The sequence below is a fragment of the Luteococcus peritonei genome, from assembly GCF_039526385.1.
Taxonomy (GTDB): domain Bacteria; phylum Actinomycetota; class Actinomycetes; order Propionibacteriales; family Propionibacteriaceae; genus Luteococcus; species Luteococcus peritonei.
Genome location: NZ_BAAAIX010000009.1, coordinates 176,547 through 192,605 on the forward strand (window position 1 = coordinate 176,547; position 16,059 = coordinate 192,605).

Below are 16,059 nucleotides of genomic sequence, written 5' to 3' on the forward strand. Positions count from 1 at the left end.
CAACCCGATCGGGGGCCGGGCGTCGGCATGTCCCGGCGCGGGCTGATCGGCTGGGCCGGCGCCACCACCGCCGTGGGGGCCGCTGCCTTCGCGGGCGGCCGCAGCACCGCGCACGCCGCCGAGCCCCAGCCCGCCGAGGACGGCCAGGCGGTGCCCTTCCGCGGCGAACACCAGGCCGGCATCACCACCCCCGCGCAGGACCGGATGCACTTCGCCGCCTTCGACGTCACCACCTCCTCGCGCGACGAGCTGGTGGCCCTGCTCACCGCCTGGACCCTGGCCGCGGAGAAGATGACCCGAGGCGAGTCGGTGGGCGGGGAGACCTCCTACGACGCCCCGCCCGACGACACCGGCGACGCGCTGGACCTGGCCGCCGCCAACCTGACCCTCACCTTCGGGTTCGGGCCCACCCTGTTCGAGAAGAACGGGAAGGACCGCTTCGGCCTGGCCCAGCGTCGCCCTGCGGCCCTGCAGCGGCTGCCCCACTTCTCCGGCGACAACCTCAACCCCGCGCGCAGTGACGGCGACCTGTGCATCCAGGCCTGCGCCGACGACCCACAGGTGGCGGTGCACGCCATCCGCAACCTCACCCGGATCGCCTTCGGTACCGCGGTGCTGCGCTGGAGCCAGCTCGGCTACGGCCGCACCTCGTCCACCTCCAGTGCGCAGAAAACGCCCCGCAACCTGTTCGGCTTCAAGGACGGCACCGCCAACCTCAAGGCCGAGGAACCCGACCTGGTGGACCAGCACGTCTGGGTGGGCCGCGGCGATGATCCGAAGGCCGACTGGCTCGCCGGCGGCAGCTACCTGGTGGCCCGTCGGATCGCCATGAACATCGAGACCTGGGACCGCGCCAGCCTGCGCGAGCAGGAGCGGCTGGTGGGCCGCGACCGGCGCGAGGGCGCCCCGCTCTCGGGCGGCACCGAGTTCAGCGCCGTCGACTTCGCGCTCACCGGACGCGAGGGCAAGCCGCTGGTGGACCCCGGCTCCCACGTCGCCGTCGCGCACCCCAGCCGGAACAAGGGCGTGCAGATGCTGCGCCGCGGCTACAACTACACCGACGGCAATGACGACCTGGGCCGGCTGGACGCGGGCCTGTTCTTCATCTGCTTCGTGCGCGACCCGCGCACCCACTACATCCCGATGCAGACCCGGATGGCCACCCAGGACCTGATGGCGGAGTACCTGCAGCACCGCGGCAGCGGGCTGTGGGCGGTGCCGCCGGGCGCCCGCGAGGGCGAGTTCGTGGGCCAGGCGCTCTTCTCCTGAGCCCCGGGCCGCGGCCCTCGCCCGCCCTGTCGCTCCACCGCTCCCCGGGGGAACCGCCTGTCCGGCACCGCTGCGCGGGGAGCCGTCCTGCGCGTCCCGGGGGTCTGCCGTGCACTTCCCCGGAAATCGACCGCTCGATCTGATCCCTGGCGCCAGCCACGCGGGCGCGTCGGCGCGGCCCGTCGTCGAGCGGTCGATTTCCGGGGCGAGGCGCCCGCGCTGCCAGACTGGGGACCATGACCTTCGACCTCGCCGCCATCGGAGCCGGGCTGCCGGTGCTCGCGGCGCGCGAGGAGCTGGAGCAGGTGCTGCGCCGTGAGCGGATGGCGGTCGTGCAGGCTCCGCCCGGCACGGGCAAGACCACCCTGGTGCCGCCGCTGGTGGCCGAGGTGGTGGCCCAGCTGGCCTCCCGTGACTCGACGGAACCTGGCCGCGTCGTGGTGACCCAGCCGCGCCGGATCGCCGCCCGCGCCGCCGCGCGACGCCTGGGCCAGCTCTCCGCCGGCCGACCCGGGGAGCCAGTGGGCTTCACGGTGCGCGGCGAGTCCACCGCCACCCGTCGCACCGCCGTCGAGTTCGTCACCACCGGCGTCCTGCTGCGCCGCCTGCTCGCCGACCCGGGCCTGGACGGCACTGCCGCGGTGGTGCTCGACGAGGTGCACGAGCGCGCCCTGGACTCCGACCTGGTCTTCGCCATGCTGGTGGAGCTGCGCGAGCTGCGGCCCGACCTGCTGCTGGTGGTGATGTCGGCCACCCTCGATGCCGCGCGGTGGGCGGGCCTGCTGGGCGGGGCGCAGGGCCCAGCGCCCGTCGTGGCCGTCGCCACGGACCTGCACCCGCTGGAGGTGCGCTGGAGCCCGACGCCGCCGGGCACCCGTCGGCTCGACGACCGGGGTCTGACCCCCGCCTTCCTGGACCACCTGGCCGCCACCGCCCGCGAGGCGCTGGCGAGCACCGGCGAGGGCAATGTACTGGTCTTCGTGCCGGGCGCCCGCGAGGCCGATCGGGTGGCCGAACGCCTGCAGGGACAGGGGATCGAGGCCCAGGCGCTGAGCGGCTCGCTGGATGCCCGGGCCCAGGACGCGGTGCTCACCGACCGGCCCGGCCGTCGGGTGATCGTGGCCACCGCCGTCGCGGAGTCCTCGCTGACCGTGCCAGGGGTGCGCGCCGTCGTGGACTCCGGCCTGTCCCGCGAACCGCGCTACGACACCGGGCGACGAATGGGCGGACTGGTCACGGTGAGCGAGCCGCGCAGCTCAGCCGAGCAGCGCGCCGGACGTGCCGCCCGGCTGGGGCCGGGCCTGGTGATCCGATGCTTCCCGGAGTCCGACTGGCCCCGGCTGCGCCCCTTCACCGTGCCCGAGATCGCCACCGCCGACCTGACCGGCGCCGCCCTAGACCTGGCCTGCTGGGGCTCACCCGGTGGGCACGGCCTGGCGCTCCCGGACCCACCGCCGCCCGCTGCAATGGCGGGGGCGGTCGCCACGCTGACCGCGCTCGGTGCCCTCGACGAGGGCGGCCGCGCCACGGACCTGGGGCGTCGGATCGCCTCGGTGCCCGCAGATCCTCGACTGGCCCGTGCCCTGCTGGAAGCTGCGCCGCTGGTGGGCTCGCGAGCAGCGGCCGGGGCCGTCGCGATGCTGGCCGGCGACGAGCGCGCCCCGGGCGGCGACCTGGAGCGACTGCTGCGTGAGCTGCGCTCCGGTCGGGGTCCCGCCGCGCATCGCTGGCGACGCGAGGCCGATCGGCTGGAATCGTTGGTGGGTCAGCAATCCGGTGAGCCCGCCGGGGCCCTGGGGCTGGTGGTGGCGATGGCCCACCCGGACCGGATCGCCCGTCGCCGGGGCCCGGACTCGACCGCCTACCTCACCACCGGCGGCACCGGCGCGGGCCTGGAGCAGGGCTCTGCGCTGCGCGGGCAGGAGTGGCTGGCGGTGGCCGAGATGGCCCGGGCCCGCACCAGCGATGCCAGCGGTGCCGTGATCCGGGCGGCCGTCCCGATCACCCGGGAGCTGGCCGAGCAGGCCGCCGAGCACCTGCGAACCCGGCGGGTGGAGGCGCGCTTCGAGTCCGGCCGGGTGGCCGCGCGCTCCCTGGACCTGCTGGGGGCGGTCGAGCTGGCCGCCACCCCCGTCGCGCCCAGCGTGGAGCAGGGCCGCGAGGCCGTGCTGCAGGTGCTGCGCGAGCGTGGGCTCGGGCTTGACGGGCCGGGGCTGCTGGAGTGGGGCGAGGGCCCCCGGGTGCTGCGGGCGCGGCTCGGCCTGCTGCACCGGGTGTTGGGGGACCCCTGGCCCGCGGTGGACGAGACCTCCCTGCTCGAGTGCAGCGACGAGTGGCTGGCCCCGGAGCTGGACCGGCTGGCCACCGGAACCCCGGCCCCGCGGCTCGACCTGACCAGTGCCCTGCGGCGGCTGCTGCCCTGGCCCGAGGCGGGGCGGCTGGACGAGCTGGCGCCGGAGCGGATCGAGGTCCCCACCGGCTCCCTGGTGCGGCTGGCCTACCCGGAGGATCCCGCCGATCGCGTGGTGCTGGCGGTCAAGCTGCAGGAGTGTTTCGGGCTGCTGGAGACCCCGCGGATCCTGGACGGCCGGGTACCGGTGCTGATGCACCTGCTGAGCCCGGCGCAGCGGCCGCTGGCGGTCACGGACGACCTGGCCAGCTTCTGGGCCAATGCCTATCCGGCGGTGCGTGCCGAGAACCGGGGCCGCTACCGGAAACATCCTTGGCCAGATGACCCACTTTCTGCTGCGCCGCGACGTGGCACCACCAAATCCGGGCACTGACGCAATATGATGCCCGTAATAGTCGGCCCGGGCGAAAGCTGCCCGGCCTGACTGGCACGACACTGGCGTCCAAGGTGGTCTCCGGAGATCCGTGGCCGGCGAACCGGATGGGTGAGACGCCGCGGAGGGGACGGACACGACGCGTTCCCCGGAGCGCCGAGCGCTCGGGGCCGGCTCGGACGGCGCCACGTGCGCCGCACCGACCAGGGGAGCGACGCCATCGTGCAGCGATGCCGGGTGCCCACGGGCACCCGGCATTGTCATCCAGGCGCACTGCACCCCGGAAACCGACCTCTCGATGCGCCCGTGCGCCTCGTCCCCGGCTGCACGCCGTAGGGGCGAGATCGTCGAGTGGTCGATTTCCGGGGATGGCGGCCGGATGTCGACGGGCCCCGGTCGGGAAGAACCGGGGCCCGTCGTACCTCTGGGGGAGGGGTCTGGCCGGTCAGGAGCGGACCAGACGGATGTGGGGGCCGGACGTGCCGACCCGGACCTGCTGCCCGGTCACCGGGCGCCGGCCCAGGAGCCACGCGACGGCGGCGGGAGAGAGGGTGACGGCCTTGCTGGACTGCTGCTTCATGGCTTCTCCTTGGCTCGGGCCCGGCGCTCCGGGCTGACACCAAGAAGACTGTTCCGCGAGCCTGTGCGCGGGCTGTCCGGTGGCTCGGCATCGGATGTGAGCTACCGCGGGTGCGGCATCCAGCCGGCGGGCAGGCCTCCCGGGGCATCCCGGGTCCGGGACTGCCGTGGAGGTCGGTTCAGAGCTGGCCGACCACCCAGTCGATGCAGCCGGTGAGTGCGCTCACGTCGTCGGGCTCGACAGCCGGGAACATGCCCACCCGCACCTGGTTGCGCTTCAGCGCCCGGTAGGGGAAGACGTCGAGCACGCCGTTGGCGGCCAGCGTCGAGACCACGGCCGCGGCGTCGATCGAGGAGTCCAGGTCCACGGTGCCCACCACCTGCGAGCGGAAGGCCGGGTCGGCGACGAAGGGCGTGGCCCAGTCGGTGCGCTCGGCCCAGTCGTAGAGGCGCGAGGAGGACTCACGGGTGCGGGCATCGGCCCAGGCCAGCCCGCCCTGGTCGTTGAGCCAGCGCAGCTGCTCGTCCATCAGCACCAGGGTGGCGATGGCGGGGGTGTTGTAGGTCTGGTGCTTGGCCGAGTTGTCGATGGCCGTGGTGAGGCTCAGGAAGTCGGGGATCCAGCGGTCGGTGGCGGCCAGCTCGCGGGCCCGCTCCAGGGCGCGGGGGCTCATGATGGCGAACCACAGCCCGCCCTCGCTGGCGAAGCCCTTCTGGGGGCTGAAGTAGTAGACATCGCACTGGCTCAGGTCGACGCCCAGCCCGGCGGCACCCGAGGTGGCGTCGATCACCATCAGCGCGTCGGCGTCGGCGCCCGCGAGGCGCTGCACCGGCAGCATCACGCCGGTGGAGGTCTCGTTGTGGGGCCAGGCGTAGAGGTCGACGCCGGCGGTGGCGTGCGCGACGACGCCCTGGCCGGCGGGCACCTCGATGACCTCGGGCTCGGCCAGGAAGGGTGCGCGGGTGGTCTCGGTGGCGAACTTGCGGCTGAACTCGCCCAGCACCAGGTGCTGGCTGCGCTCGCGCGCCAGGCCGAAGGTGGCCACGTCCCAGAAGGCGGTGGCGCCGCCGTTGCCCAGCACCACCTGGTAGCCCTCGGGAAGCGTGAAGAGATCGGCCAGGCCCTGCTGGACGCTCGCGACCAGGTTCTTCACCGGCGGCTGGCGGTGCGAGCCGCCGAACAGTTCGTGGCCGCGACGGGCCAGCGCGTCCACCTGCTCGGGGCGCACCTTGGAGGGGCCGGAGCCGAAGTGCCCGTCGGCGGGCAGCAGGTGCGCGGGGATGGTCAGCTGGTTCACGGTGGGCCTCTCGTCGGTGCCCCACCAGTCTTTCGCACCGGGCCCACGACGCCGCGGTCCACGCCGAGGGGCGGACATCCCCGGAAACCGACCGCTCGATCACGCGCTTGCGGCCGGCTGCCGCGGACGGGTCAGGACGCTTCGACATCGAGTGGTCGAAAACCGGGGGACAGGTCCGGCCGGACCGGGCAGGATCAGGGGATGGCCATCAGCTACCGCACCGACTGCGAGGGCATCGGCGAGAGCATGCTCGACGGATTCTTCGTGGGCTGGCCTGGGACCAGGGGCGCGGAATCGGCAGCAGGGAGAAGGCTGACCGGCGTCCGCTGCGCCGGACGGGACGGCCGGTGCGCCCAAACGGCCGGTCTGGTCAGGCGAGACGGCCCGCGGCCAGGGCGGCCAGCAGGACGAAGCAGGTCTGGCCCACTTCCACCAGCGAGCCGAAGGTGTCGCCGGTGAGCCCGCCCAGGCGGCGCAGCAGGTGACGCTGCCACAGCGCCGCCATCAGCCAGGACAGGGTAGCGGCCACCGGCAGCACCACGGCCAGGGCGGGGCCGGAGGCCAGGAAGCCCGCGGCAGCACAGGCCAGCAGCGCGGCCAGCGCGTCCACGGCGGCCGCTGCCGGCGAGGTGACGCCCGTGAACAGGACGCCGAAGCCACCCGGCCGGGCACCCGGGATGCCGCGCACCGTCGCCAGCACCACCCCGATCCGTCCCACCATCGGCAGGCAGACCGCCGCCGCCACCAGCCAGCCGGCTGCCGCCGCACCCAAGGAGACCAGGGCTGCGGCCTGCAGCAGCAGCACCAGCACCACGGTCGCGACCCCCATCGGGCCGATGTCGGAGCGCTTCATCAATGCCAGGGCTTCCTCGGGCGCCTTGCGGGAGGCCAGTCCGTCGGCGGTGTCGGCCACCCCGTCCAGGTGCATGGCGCCGGTGATCCCGGCCAGCGTGGCCAGGGCAGCCATCGCCGCCAGCGCACTCCCTGCCCCGCAGGCCAGCACCAGCCCGGCCGCCGCGCCGCTGGCCAGGCCGCAGACCAGACCGGCCCAGGGCAGGGCCAGCATGAGCCGACGGGCCACCGGACGGTCCACCTCCAGCACCTCGCCGACCGGCAGCAGGGTGAACATGCCCAGCGCCTGCAGCAGGGAGCGCATCAGGCGTCCTTGATGGTCATCGGGATCCCGGTGATGCAGAAGACGACGCGCTCGCAGGCGGCGGCCACCCGGGTGTTCAGGATGCCCAGCTGGTCGCGGAAGAAGCGCCCCGACCAGTGCGCCGGCACCACCCCCTGGCCCACCTCGTTGCTCACCAGCACCACCTCGCGGGAGGTCTGTTCGATGGCGGCCACCAGCGCGTCGACCCGCTGCTGCAGCCGCTCGCGCGCCGCCTCACAGGGCCGCTCGCCCTCCCAGATGCCGCACTCGTCCATCATCCGGGTGAGCCAGACGCCCAGGCAGTCCACCAGCACCACAGCATCGGAGGAGTCACCCAGCACCGCGGCCACGTCGGCGGTCTCCAGGGTGCGCCAGTGTGCGGGGCGTCGGGCCTGGTGCAGCGCGATCCGCTCCACCCACTCGGCATCGTCGGGGTCGACGGCGGAGGTGGCGACGTAGTCCACCGCCGGGGCGGGGGCCACCAGCGCCTCGGCATGGGTGGACTTGCCGGAGCGGGCGCCGCCGAGCACCAGGCTGCGGCTCATGCGTGCTCCTCGGTGACGCCGGCGGAGGCGAAGGTGGCCATTTCGCCCAGGACGCGGGCCGCGGTGGCGACGACGGGCAGTGCCAGTGCGCCGCCGGTGCCCTCGCCGAGCCGCAGGCCCAGGCTCAGCACCGGGCGCAGGCCCAGCTGCTCGCAGGCCCGTCGGATACCGGGTTCGGCGCCCTCGTGGCCGGCCACCAAGTAGCCCTGCACCGCGGGGCACAGGGCCACCGCCACCAGGGCCGCCGCGCAGGCGATCGCGCCGTCCAGCACCACCGGAACCCGCTGCTCCGCCGCGCCCAGCAGCAGGCCCACGACGGCGGCGTGCTCGAATCCGCCGACGGCGGCCAGGGCGCCGATCGGGTCGCCGGCGACGGCCCGGTTCACCTCGATACCGCGACGGATGGTGGCCACCTTGTGGGCCAGCATCGGATCGGGCGCCCCAGCTCCACGGCCGGTGGTGAGCTCCGGGTCCAGGCCGGTGAAGACGCTGGTCAGCGCCGCGGCGGGGGTGGTGTTGCCGATCCCCACCTCGCCCGGCACCAGCACGTCGAAGCCGTCGCGCACCGCCTGCTGGGCCGTGCTGATCCCCACCTCGACGGCAGCCAGCGCCTGCTCCCGGGTCATCGCCGGCCCTTGGCTCAGGTCCTGGGTGCCGGCGGCCAGCCGCTCGTCGCGCACCCCGTCGACGGCCTGCAGCATGCCCACGTCGACGATCCGCACCGCGGCCCCGGCGGCACGGGCGATCACGTTCACCCCGGCGCCACCGGCGGCGATGTTGGCCGCCATCTGGCGGGTGACCTCCTGCGGCCAGGGGGAGACGCCCTGCGCCTGCACCCCGTGGTCGCCGGCGAAGACGCAGACCAGGCCGGCCTCGGGCACCGGTGGCGGGCAGGTGCGGGCGATGGCGGCGAGCTGGTTGCCCAGCGTCTCCAGCTCACCGAGGGCCCCGGCGGGCTTGGTGAGCTGCAGTTGGTGGGCCTCGGCGGCGGCGCGGGCCTGCTCGTCGACGGGGGTGATCGCGGCCAGGGTGGCCTCGTACAGGGTGGTCATCGGTGTCCTTCCATCAGGTCTTCGAGGGCGCCCACCAGGGCGCGGGTGGTGGTCTCGTCGCGCACCGCGAGCCGGATCCACTGCGGGCCGAGGCCGGGGAAGCTGTCCCCGCGTCGCACCGCGAATCCCCGTGTGGCCAGGGATTCGCGCACCGAGCCGAGCCGGCCGGTGTCCACCAGCACGAAGGGGGCACAGGGCTTGGCCACCGGCGGCAGCCCGATCCGGGTGAGTTCGTCGACGAGCAGGCGACGCTGCTGCTCCAGCAGCCCCAGGTCGGCCCGGGCGAAGGCCAGTGCCTCCGGCGTGGAGCAGCCGATCATGGCGGCCAGGGCCGGGGTGGAGACCGCCCAGGGGCTCTGCTGGCGCTCCAGCCGGGCCACCAGCTCCGGGTCGCCCACCACGTAGCCGGCGCGGATCCCGGCCAGGCCCCAGGTCTTGGTGAGCGAGCGGGTCACCAGCAGGCCGGTCATGTCCTGGCCCACCAGCGATTCCGGCTCCCCGGGCAGGGCATCCATGAAGGCCTCGTCCACCAGCAGCACCCGGCCGGGGGCGCGCAGCTGCTGCAGGACGGCGGCGGGGTGCAGCACGCCGGTGGGATTGGTGGGATTGCCCACCACCACCAGGTCGGCCGTGGGATCCACCAGTTCGGGGTGCAGCCGGAAGGGCGGCTCCAACAGCAGGCGACGCGGCAGGTGGCCGGCCAGCCGCAGGGCGTGCTCGGGCTCGGTGAACTGCGGGTGCACCACCAGCGACTGGCGGATCGGCAGGGCGCGGGCCACCAGGGCGAAGGCCTCCGCAGCGCCGGAGGTGGGCAGCACCATCTCGGGGGCGACGCCGTGGCGTCCGGCCAGGGCCTCGCGGGCCTGGCGGGCGTCGGGATAGGGGGCCCAGGTCTCCGGGCGGGCCAGCTGCTCGGCGAGCCAGCCGGGCGGGGCGGTGCGGCGCACGTTCACCGCCAGGTCCACCAGCCCTTCGGCCAGGTCGGCGTCGCCGTGGTGGGTGAGGTCGGGGGAGGTGGTGCGGCCATCGTGCCTGGTGGTGCGGGCACCGTCCAACGGGATGCGGACACCGTCCCCCAACGGGGTGCGGGCGTCGGGCGTCGCGCTGTGGGCCCGCGCGGTGTCGTGGCCGACCCTCGTGGCGTCACCGGCTGGGAGATTCGGGGCGACCGCGCGCCCTTCCTCCGGGGCGATGCCCGCGCCCTCCTCCGAGGCACCCGAAGCGGCCGCATCTCCTGCTGGCAAGGGATGGTGCGTGGCCCAGTCGGCGGCGGCGAGGGCCAGCCGCTGGGCGGCCTGCGGGAAGCCGGCCCAGTGCAGGTGCTGGTAGCTGGCGTGCACGGTGGGCCGGCCGGTGCCGGCCGGGTCGGCGCTCAGTCCGTCGAGCGTCTCGGCCTCACCCAGCTGCCAGGCCGGGGTGATCCGGCTCCCGCCGCCGTCGGGCGCTGCCTTCTCGGGTCCCGCCAGTTCGACGACGGTGCGGTGGAACTCGTGGCTGGCCACCTGCTGCCCGGCATCGGCCAGCAGGGTGTCGCCGACGGCCACCGGGGTGCGGTAGCCCAGCTGCAGTCGCGGGGCCATGCGGGCGGTGAGGTCGAGGGCCCCGCTCATCGGTCGGCCGTCGATGCTGCGGCACAGATAGAGCAGGCCGGCGCACTCGGCGACGGTGGGCAGCCCGGCGCCTACCAGGTCTCGTACCTGCTCGCGCAGCGGCAGGTTGGCGGCGAGCTGGTCGGCGTGCAGCTCGGGGAAGCCGCCGCCCAGGTAGAGGGCGCTGGTGCCGGGCGGCAGGCAGGTGTCGGTGAGCGGGTCGAGGTCCACCACCTCGCAGCCCGCGGCCTGCAGCAGCTCGACGGTCTCGGGATAGCGGAAGGTGAAGGCGCGCCCGCCGGCCACCGCCACCCGCGGCCGGCCGTCCACCGGGCGCACCACCGTCGAGGGGTCCCACGGCTCCACCATGACCTCCGGGGCAGAACGGGCGACGCGCAGCACCGCGTCGAGGTCCAGGTGCTCGGCCACCAGCCGGCCCGCGTGCTCCACCATCGCGGCGGCCTGCTCGCGCTCGGCGGCGGGCACCAGGCCGAGGTGGCGCGAGGGCGTGACCAGGTCCGGGTCGCGCGGCAGAGCTCCCAGCAGCCCGATGCCCACCTCGTCCAGGGCGCGACGGCACTCGGCGATGTTGCGCGGGCTGGAAGTGTGGTTCAGCACCACGCCGGCCACGTCCACGTCGTCATAACGGGCCATGCCCAGCGCCTCGGCGGCCAGCGTGCGCGAGGAGTGCGAGGCGTCCAGCACCAGCACGACGGGGGCGCGCACCAGGCCGGCGGCATGGGCGGTGGAGCCGAAGGCCTTGCGACCCACCGGGTCGGTGCCCAGCCGCCCGTCGAACAGGCCCATCACGCCCTCGATGACGGCCACCTCGGCACCGGCGGCGCCGTGGGCGAAGAGCGGGGCCACCAGCTCGGTGCCGCACAGGTGCGGGTCGAGGTTGCGACCGGGGCGGCCGGTGGCGAGCGCGTGGTAGCCGGGGTCGATGTAGTCGGGGCCCACCTTGGCGGGGGCCACCTGCAGGCCGCGCTCGCGCAGTGCCGCCATCAGCCCGACGGCCACCGTGGTCTTGCCGTGCCCCGAGGCGGTGGCGGAGACCACCAGGCGGGGTGGCAGGGGAGTGGCGCGCATGTCGTCCTTCGCGACGGGCGGCGAAGGGGCGACGGGAACCGTCCGCCCCTGGGCCGGGAGCGGTCAAGGCGCACCAGACAGGCGACCGGGCTCGTCCCCGTGCAGGGGCATCACCGTTGCGGGACAGCGCCGGGTTCTGACCGGCTTCGCTGGACCTGGTGCACTGGCCGGGAGGCCAGCGGATCCCACCCTAGCGGGCGGCCCGGACGAGCCGGGGAGCAGGTGGGTTGTGGAGGTTGGTGGCACGCGCGGCCGGTGCGGCGGTGAGGTGATGGCGGCCCCGAGCCCAGGAGCGAGGCTGCGGCGCGTGCCAGGACGCTGGACAAGGGTGGCTTCCGCGTGTGCGCATACACACCCCCATACACACTTCGAGGAACCGCCAGGAGGATCCGGTGCCAGGCGGCGGCGTGGGTGCTCGCCCCCGGATCGCGGCCGTACGGTGCACGTCGCGGCTGCTGCAGCAGGGGTGATCCGGATGGCCCGGCCGTGATCGGGACCTGCCGCGCACCCCACCCGTCGCGGGCCCGTCGGGCTGTGCCATGATGTCGCCAGCCGCACCAGCGGCTGACAAGTCCACACGCCACCATGGCGACGCGAGGAAGCCGGTTGAGCCGGCACGGTCGCGCCACTGTAGCCAGCCCCACGGGGCCGGGAGTCAGGAACTCGCCCGCCATGGTCGTCCCCGACCACGAGACGCGTCATCTCGTCAGGAGAAGCCATGAACGCTGTACCCCGCGTGCCCCGGCACGCCACCCGCTCCGTCCGTCCCTGCGGCATCGAGGGGGTGGCACTGTGAGGACCCGACCCGATCGTTGCCCCGGCGTGCTGCGCCCTTGGCCCGCCGACGACGGCCTGCTGGTACGGATCCGGCTGGTCGCCGGCCGCCTCACCACCGATCAGCTGCGCCAGCTCTCCCGCGCCTCCCAGGACTTCGGCGACGGGATCGTGCGCAGCACCAATCGCGCCAACCTGCAGCTGCGCGCCTTCGGCGACGACGGCACCGGCCACCTGCGCCCCGAGGCGCTGGCCGCCATCACCGCCACCGGCCTGCTGCCCTCGCCCCGCCACGACCTGGTGCGCAACATCATGGCCAGCCCGCTCACCGGCATCGCCGGCGGTCGCGCGGACCTGCGCGGCCTGGTGGACGAGCTGGACCGCCTGCTGCTGGCCTACGACAGCCTCACCGGCCTGCCCGGCAAGTTCCTGTTCGTGCTCGACGACGGGCGCGGCGATGTGCTGGCCCACCCCTGCGACCTGGGCATCGTCGCCCTCGACGAGCGGATCGGCCAGCTGCGCATCGGCAGCGGATGGGGCGACGTGGTGGAGCTGGACCGGGCCCCCGGGATCCTGGTGGAGCTCGCCGCCGCCTTCGTCGCGAAACGTGGCGAGCAGCCCACCGCGCCCTGGCACGTCGCCGAGATGGAGACCGGCTTCCGGCCGCCGCAGTCGCCCGAGCCGGGACTCCCGCCGGTGCTCGGCTCCCTGCCCTTCGGCCCGGTGGAGCAGGCCCCGGGCTGGCGCCACGAGCCCTTCGGCGAGGCCGGCCTGGATGCGGCGCAGGTGGAGCGGATCACCACCGGCGTCGACCAGCTGTTGGTCACCCCCTGGCACGGGGTGCTGGTGCCGCCACCCGTCGTCGAGCGCGAGGCCGTCGCATGAGCCTGCGCCCACCCACCCGTCGCTACGACTACCAGCCGCTGGGCGAGGCCATCTACCTCGACTCCTTCGCCACCATCCGCCGTGAGGCCGACCTCTCCCGCATCCCCGCCGACGCGGAGAAGATGGCGGTGCGGATGATCCACGGCAGCGGCCAGGTGGACCTGGCCCAGGACCTGGTGGTGCACCCCCACCTGGTCCGGGCCGCGCGCGGCGCCCTGCAGGCCGGGGCGCCCATCCTGTGCGATGCGCAGATGGTGGCCTCCGGCGTCACCCGGCGACGGCTGCCCGCCGACAACGAGGTGCTCTGCCTGCTCGGCGACCCGCACGTGCCGGACCTGGCGCGCGACTGGGGCACCACCCGCAGCGCCGCCGCCGTCCAGCTCTGGACCGACCGGCTGGCCGGCGCCGTCGTCGCCATCGGCAACGCCCCCACCGCCCTGTTCCACCTGCTGGAGATGCTCATCGACGGCGCCCCGCGCCCGGCCGCGATCGTCGGCTGCCCGGTGGGCTTCATCGGTGCCGCCGAGTCCAAGCAGGCGCTGGCCGACCTGGCCGACGAGCACGGCATCGACATCCCCTTCGTGACCGTCAGGGGGCGTCGGGGTGGCTCGGCGATCACCTGCTCGGCACTCAACGCACTGGCCCAGGAGCAGGAATGAGCGGACGGCTGCACGGCGTCGGGGTGGGCCCCGGCGACCCGGAACTGGTGACCCTGAAGGCCGCCCGGCTGATCGCCCAGGCCGACGTGGTGGCCTGGCACCATGCCGCGGGCAAGCCGTCGAATGCCCGACGGGTGGTGGCCGACCTGATCCCCGCCGGCGTGCTGGAGGAGGCCCTGACCTATCCGGTGACCACCGGCGCCACCAGCCATCGGGGCGGCTACGAGGGCGCCATGGCCGACTTCTACACCGAGGCCGCGGAACGGCTCGCGGTGCACCTGGCGGCCGGACGCGACGTGGTGCTGCTGGCCGAGGGCGACCCGATGCTCTACGGCTCGTTCATGTACATGTTCGACCGGCTGGCCGACCGCTTCGAGGTGGAGGTGGTGCCCGGCGTGCCCGCCTTCGCCGCCGCCACCGCGGCCGTCGCCAGCCCGCTGGTGCGCCAGCGCGACGTGCTCTCGATCCTGCCCGGCACCCTGCCGGAGCCGGAGCTGGCCCGACGCCTGGCCGACACCGACGGCGCCATCATCATGAAGCTGGGCCGCACCTTCCCGTCGGTGCGCCGTGCCCTGGAGTCCGCCGGCCGGCTCGACGGCGCGGTCTACGTGGAGCGCGCCTCGATGCCGGAGCAGCGCTGGCTGCCGGTGGCCGAGGTGGACCCCGCCACCGTGCCCTACTTCAGCCTGATCGTGGTGCCCGGCGACGCGCTCAACGGCACACGCTCCCGGACTGCAGGGGACTCTGCGGCGGACGCACCCCAGGCGTCGGTGACGACTGGTGATCGCCCGGCGGCGGTCCCCGGCCCCGAGGCATCGGCGACCACCGACGCCCCCGCCGAGCTGCTGGTCGTCGGTCTGGGTCCCGGCCCGGAGCGCTGGATCACCCCCGAGGTCACCGAGGCGCTGGCCGGGGTGGGGCACGTCGTGGGCTACGGGTCCTATGTGAACCGGGTGCCGCAGCGCCCCGGGCTGGTGCGCCATGCCTCCGGCAACACCGTCGAGGTGGACCGGGCCCGCGAGGCGCTGGAGCTGGCCCTGGCCGGTGAGCGGGTGGCCGTGGTCAGCGGTGGCGACGCCGGGATCTTCGGCATGGCCGCGGCCGTCTTCGAGGCGGCCGAGGACCCGCGCTTCCACCGTGTGCCGATCCGGGTGCTGCCCGGGGTGAGCGCGGTGCAGGCGGTGGCCGCGCGCGCCGGGGCCCCGATCGGCGCCGACTTTGCCGTCATCTCGCTCTCGGACCGGCTCAAGCCCTGGCCGGTGGTGGAGCAGCGGCTGCGCCATGCCGCCCGGGCCGACCTGGTGCTGGCGCTCTACAACCCGGCCTCCCGCTCACGCACCGAGCAGATCGAGCGGGCGCGGCTGGCGCTGCTGGAGGAGCGCGGTCCCGAGACCGTCGTCGTGGTGGGCCGCGACGTGGGCCGCAGCGAGGAGGAGCTGCGGGTGACCAGCCTGGGCCAGCTGGACAGCAGCACGATCGACATGAAGTGCCTGGTCATCGTGGGCTGCGAGGGCACCCGCGTCTCGCCGGCGGGGGTCTGGAGCCCGCGCTTCGTGCCGGACGATGCTGCTTCGAGCGTCGAGGCAGCGGGCGTCGAGACCGCGGGAGGGCAGCGATGATCCACTTCGTCGGAGCCGGTCCTGGCGCCGCCGACCTGCTCACCGTGCGCGCCACCCGGCTGCTCGCCGAGGCCGACGTGGTGCTCTATCCGGGCACCTACCTGGACCCGGAGGTGCTGGCCCATGCCGGTGCCGGGGCGCGGCTGGTGGACACCCAGCGGATGGACCTGGACCAGATCACCGAGGTGATGGTGCAGGCCGACCGGGAAGGCCTGCAGGTGGTGCGGCTGGCCTCCGGCGACCTGAGCGTCTACTCGGCGCTGCACGAGCAGACCCGACGACTCGACGCCGCCGGCGTGGCCTGGGACTGCACCCCCGGCGTGCCGGCCTATGCCGCGGCGGCCGCCCTGGTGGGCCGGGAGCTGACCGTGCCGTTGCTGGCCCAGTCGGTGGTGCTGACCCGCACCCAGGCCCGCTCCACCGCGATGCCCGAGGGGGAGAGCCTGGAGGCCTTCGCCGCCACCGGAGCGACGCTGGTGCTGCACCTGGCCATCACCCGGTGCCGCGAGCTGATGGAGCGCCTGCTGCCCAGCCACGGCGCCGACTGCCCCGTCGTCGTGGTGCACCGCGCCAGCCAGCCCGACGAGCTGGTGCTGCGCGGCACCGTCGCCGACATCGCCGACCAGGTGGAGGCCGCCGGCCTGCGCCAGGCCGCGGTGATCCTGGTGGGCCGCGCCCTGGCCGCCGGGCAGGGCACAGAGTCCTTCCTCTACGACCCGACGCGGGAACGGCGCCGCGCGGACTGAACCGCCGCGGCAGCGG

Annotated in this window: 12 protein-coding genes and 1 riboswitch; of the genes, 6 read left to right on the forward strand and 6 right to left on the reverse strand. The window is 74.6% G+C overall.

Annotated elements, in window-relative coordinates:
• Nucleotides 1-27: 27 nt before the first annotated feature.
• Together efeB and hrpB are read left to right on the forward strand one after the other, a co-directional pair.
• The gene (efeB, locus tag ABD073_RS04635) at nt 28-1,269 is read left to right on the forward strand and encodes an iron uptake transporter deferrochelatase/peroxidase subunit (RefSeq protein WP_343872686.1); all 1,242 of its coding nucleotides are present in this window, start codon (nt 28-30) and stop codon (nt 1,267-1,269) included.
• Between the two features lie 236 nt (nt 1,270-1,505).
• On the forward strand, nt 1,506-4,052 hold the full coding sequence (gene hrpB / locus ABD073_RS04640; protein WP_343872687.1) for an ATP-dependent helicase HrpB: 2,547 nt from the start codon (nt 1,506-1,508) through the stop codon (nt 4,050-4,052).
• A gap of 445 nt (nt 4,053-4,497) precedes the next feature.
• Here hrpB and ABD073_RS04645 read toward each other — a convergent pair whose 3' ends face one another.
• The 6 genes from ABD073_RS04645 to ABD073_RS04670 all read right to left on the reverse strand — a co-directional run bounded on the left by ABD073_RS04645 (nt 4,498) and on the right by ABD073_RS04670 (nt 11,360).
• Nucleotides 4,498-4,632: a hypothetical protein gene (locus tag ABD073_RS04645; RefSeq protein WP_343872688.1), complete on the reverse strand. Its 135-nt coding sequence runs from the start codon at nt 4,630-4,632 to the stop codon at nt 4,498-4,500.
• 178 nt (nt 4,633-4,810) lie between these two features.
• Nucleotides 4,811-5,929, reverse strand: coding sequence for a phosphoserine transaminase (gene serC / locus ABD073_RS04650; protein ID WP_343872690.1), 1,119 nt, complete (start codon nt 5,927-5,929; stop codon nt 4,811-4,813).
• 370 nt (nt 5,930-6,299) lie between these two features.
• Entirely contained in the window at nt 6,300-7,085 is a 786-nt protein-coding gene (locus ABD073_RS04655) for an adenosylcobinamide-GDP ribazoletransferase (protein WP_343872692.1), read from the reverse strand.
• Nucleotides 7,085-7,630 (reverse strand): bifunctional adenosylcobinamide kinase/adenosylcobinamide-phosphate guanylyltransferase, encoded by a 546-nt coding sequence (gene cobU, locus ABD073_RS04660; protein ID WP_343872694.1) that lies wholly within the window; start codon nt 7,628-7,630, stop codon nt 7,085-7,087. Before cobU ends, ABD073_RS04655 begins: the two co-directional genes overlap by 1 nt.
• Nucleotides 7,627-8,682, reverse strand: coding sequence for a nicotinate-nucleotide--dimethylbenzimidazole phosphoribosyltransferase (gene cobT, locus ABD073_RS04665; RefSeq protein WP_343872696.1), 1,056 nt, complete (start codon nt 8,680-8,682; stop codon nt 7,627-7,629). Before cobT ends, cobU begins: the two co-directional genes overlap by 4 nt.
• Entirely contained in the window at nt 8,679-11,360 is a 2,682-nt protein-coding gene (locus ABD073_RS04670; RefSeq protein ID WP_343872698.1) for a cobyrinic acid a,c-diamide synthase CobB, read from the reverse strand. Before ABD073_RS04670 ends, cobT begins: the two co-directional genes overlap by 4 nt.
• A gap of 59 nt (nt 11,361-11,419) precedes the next feature.
• Nucleotides 11,420-11,534, reverse strand: a riboswitch (cobalamin riboswitch).
• 618 nt (nt 11,535-12,152) lie between these two features.
• Between ABD073_RS04670 and ABD073_RS04675 the strand changes: the two genes are divergently transcribed.
• The 4 genes from ABD073_RS04675 to cobM are packed head-to-tail and all read left to right on the forward strand — an operon-like array spanning nt 12,153 to nt 16,043.
• Nucleotides 12,153-13,019, forward strand: coding sequence for a nitrite reductase (locus ABD073_RS04675; protein ID WP_343872700.1), 867 nt, complete (start codon nt 12,153-12,155; stop codon nt 13,017-13,019).
• Nucleotides 13,016-13,678, forward strand: coding sequence for a precorrin-8X methylmutase (locus ABD073_RS04680; protein WP_343872702.1), 663 nt, complete (start codon nt 13,016-13,018; stop codon nt 13,676-13,678). Before ABD073_RS04675 ends, ABD073_RS04680 begins: the two co-directional genes overlap by 4 nt.
• Nucleotides 13,675-15,297 (forward strand): precorrin-2 C(20)-methyltransferase, encoded by a 1,623-nt coding sequence (locus tag ABD073_RS04685; RefSeq protein WP_343872704.1) that lies wholly within the window; start codon nt 13,675-13,677, stop codon nt 15,295-15,297. Before ABD073_RS04680 ends, ABD073_RS04685 begins: the two co-directional genes overlap by 4 nt.
• Nucleotides 15,294-16,043: a precorrin-4 C(11)-methyltransferase gene (cobM, locus tag ABD073_RS04690; protein WP_343872706.1), complete on the forward strand. Its 750-nt coding sequence runs from the start codon at nt 15,294-15,296 to the stop codon at nt 16,041-16,043. The genes ABD073_RS04685 and cobM overlap by 4 nt, the downstream gene beginning before the upstream one ends.
• The last annotated feature ends 16 nt before the right edge of the window (nt 16,044-16,059 follow it).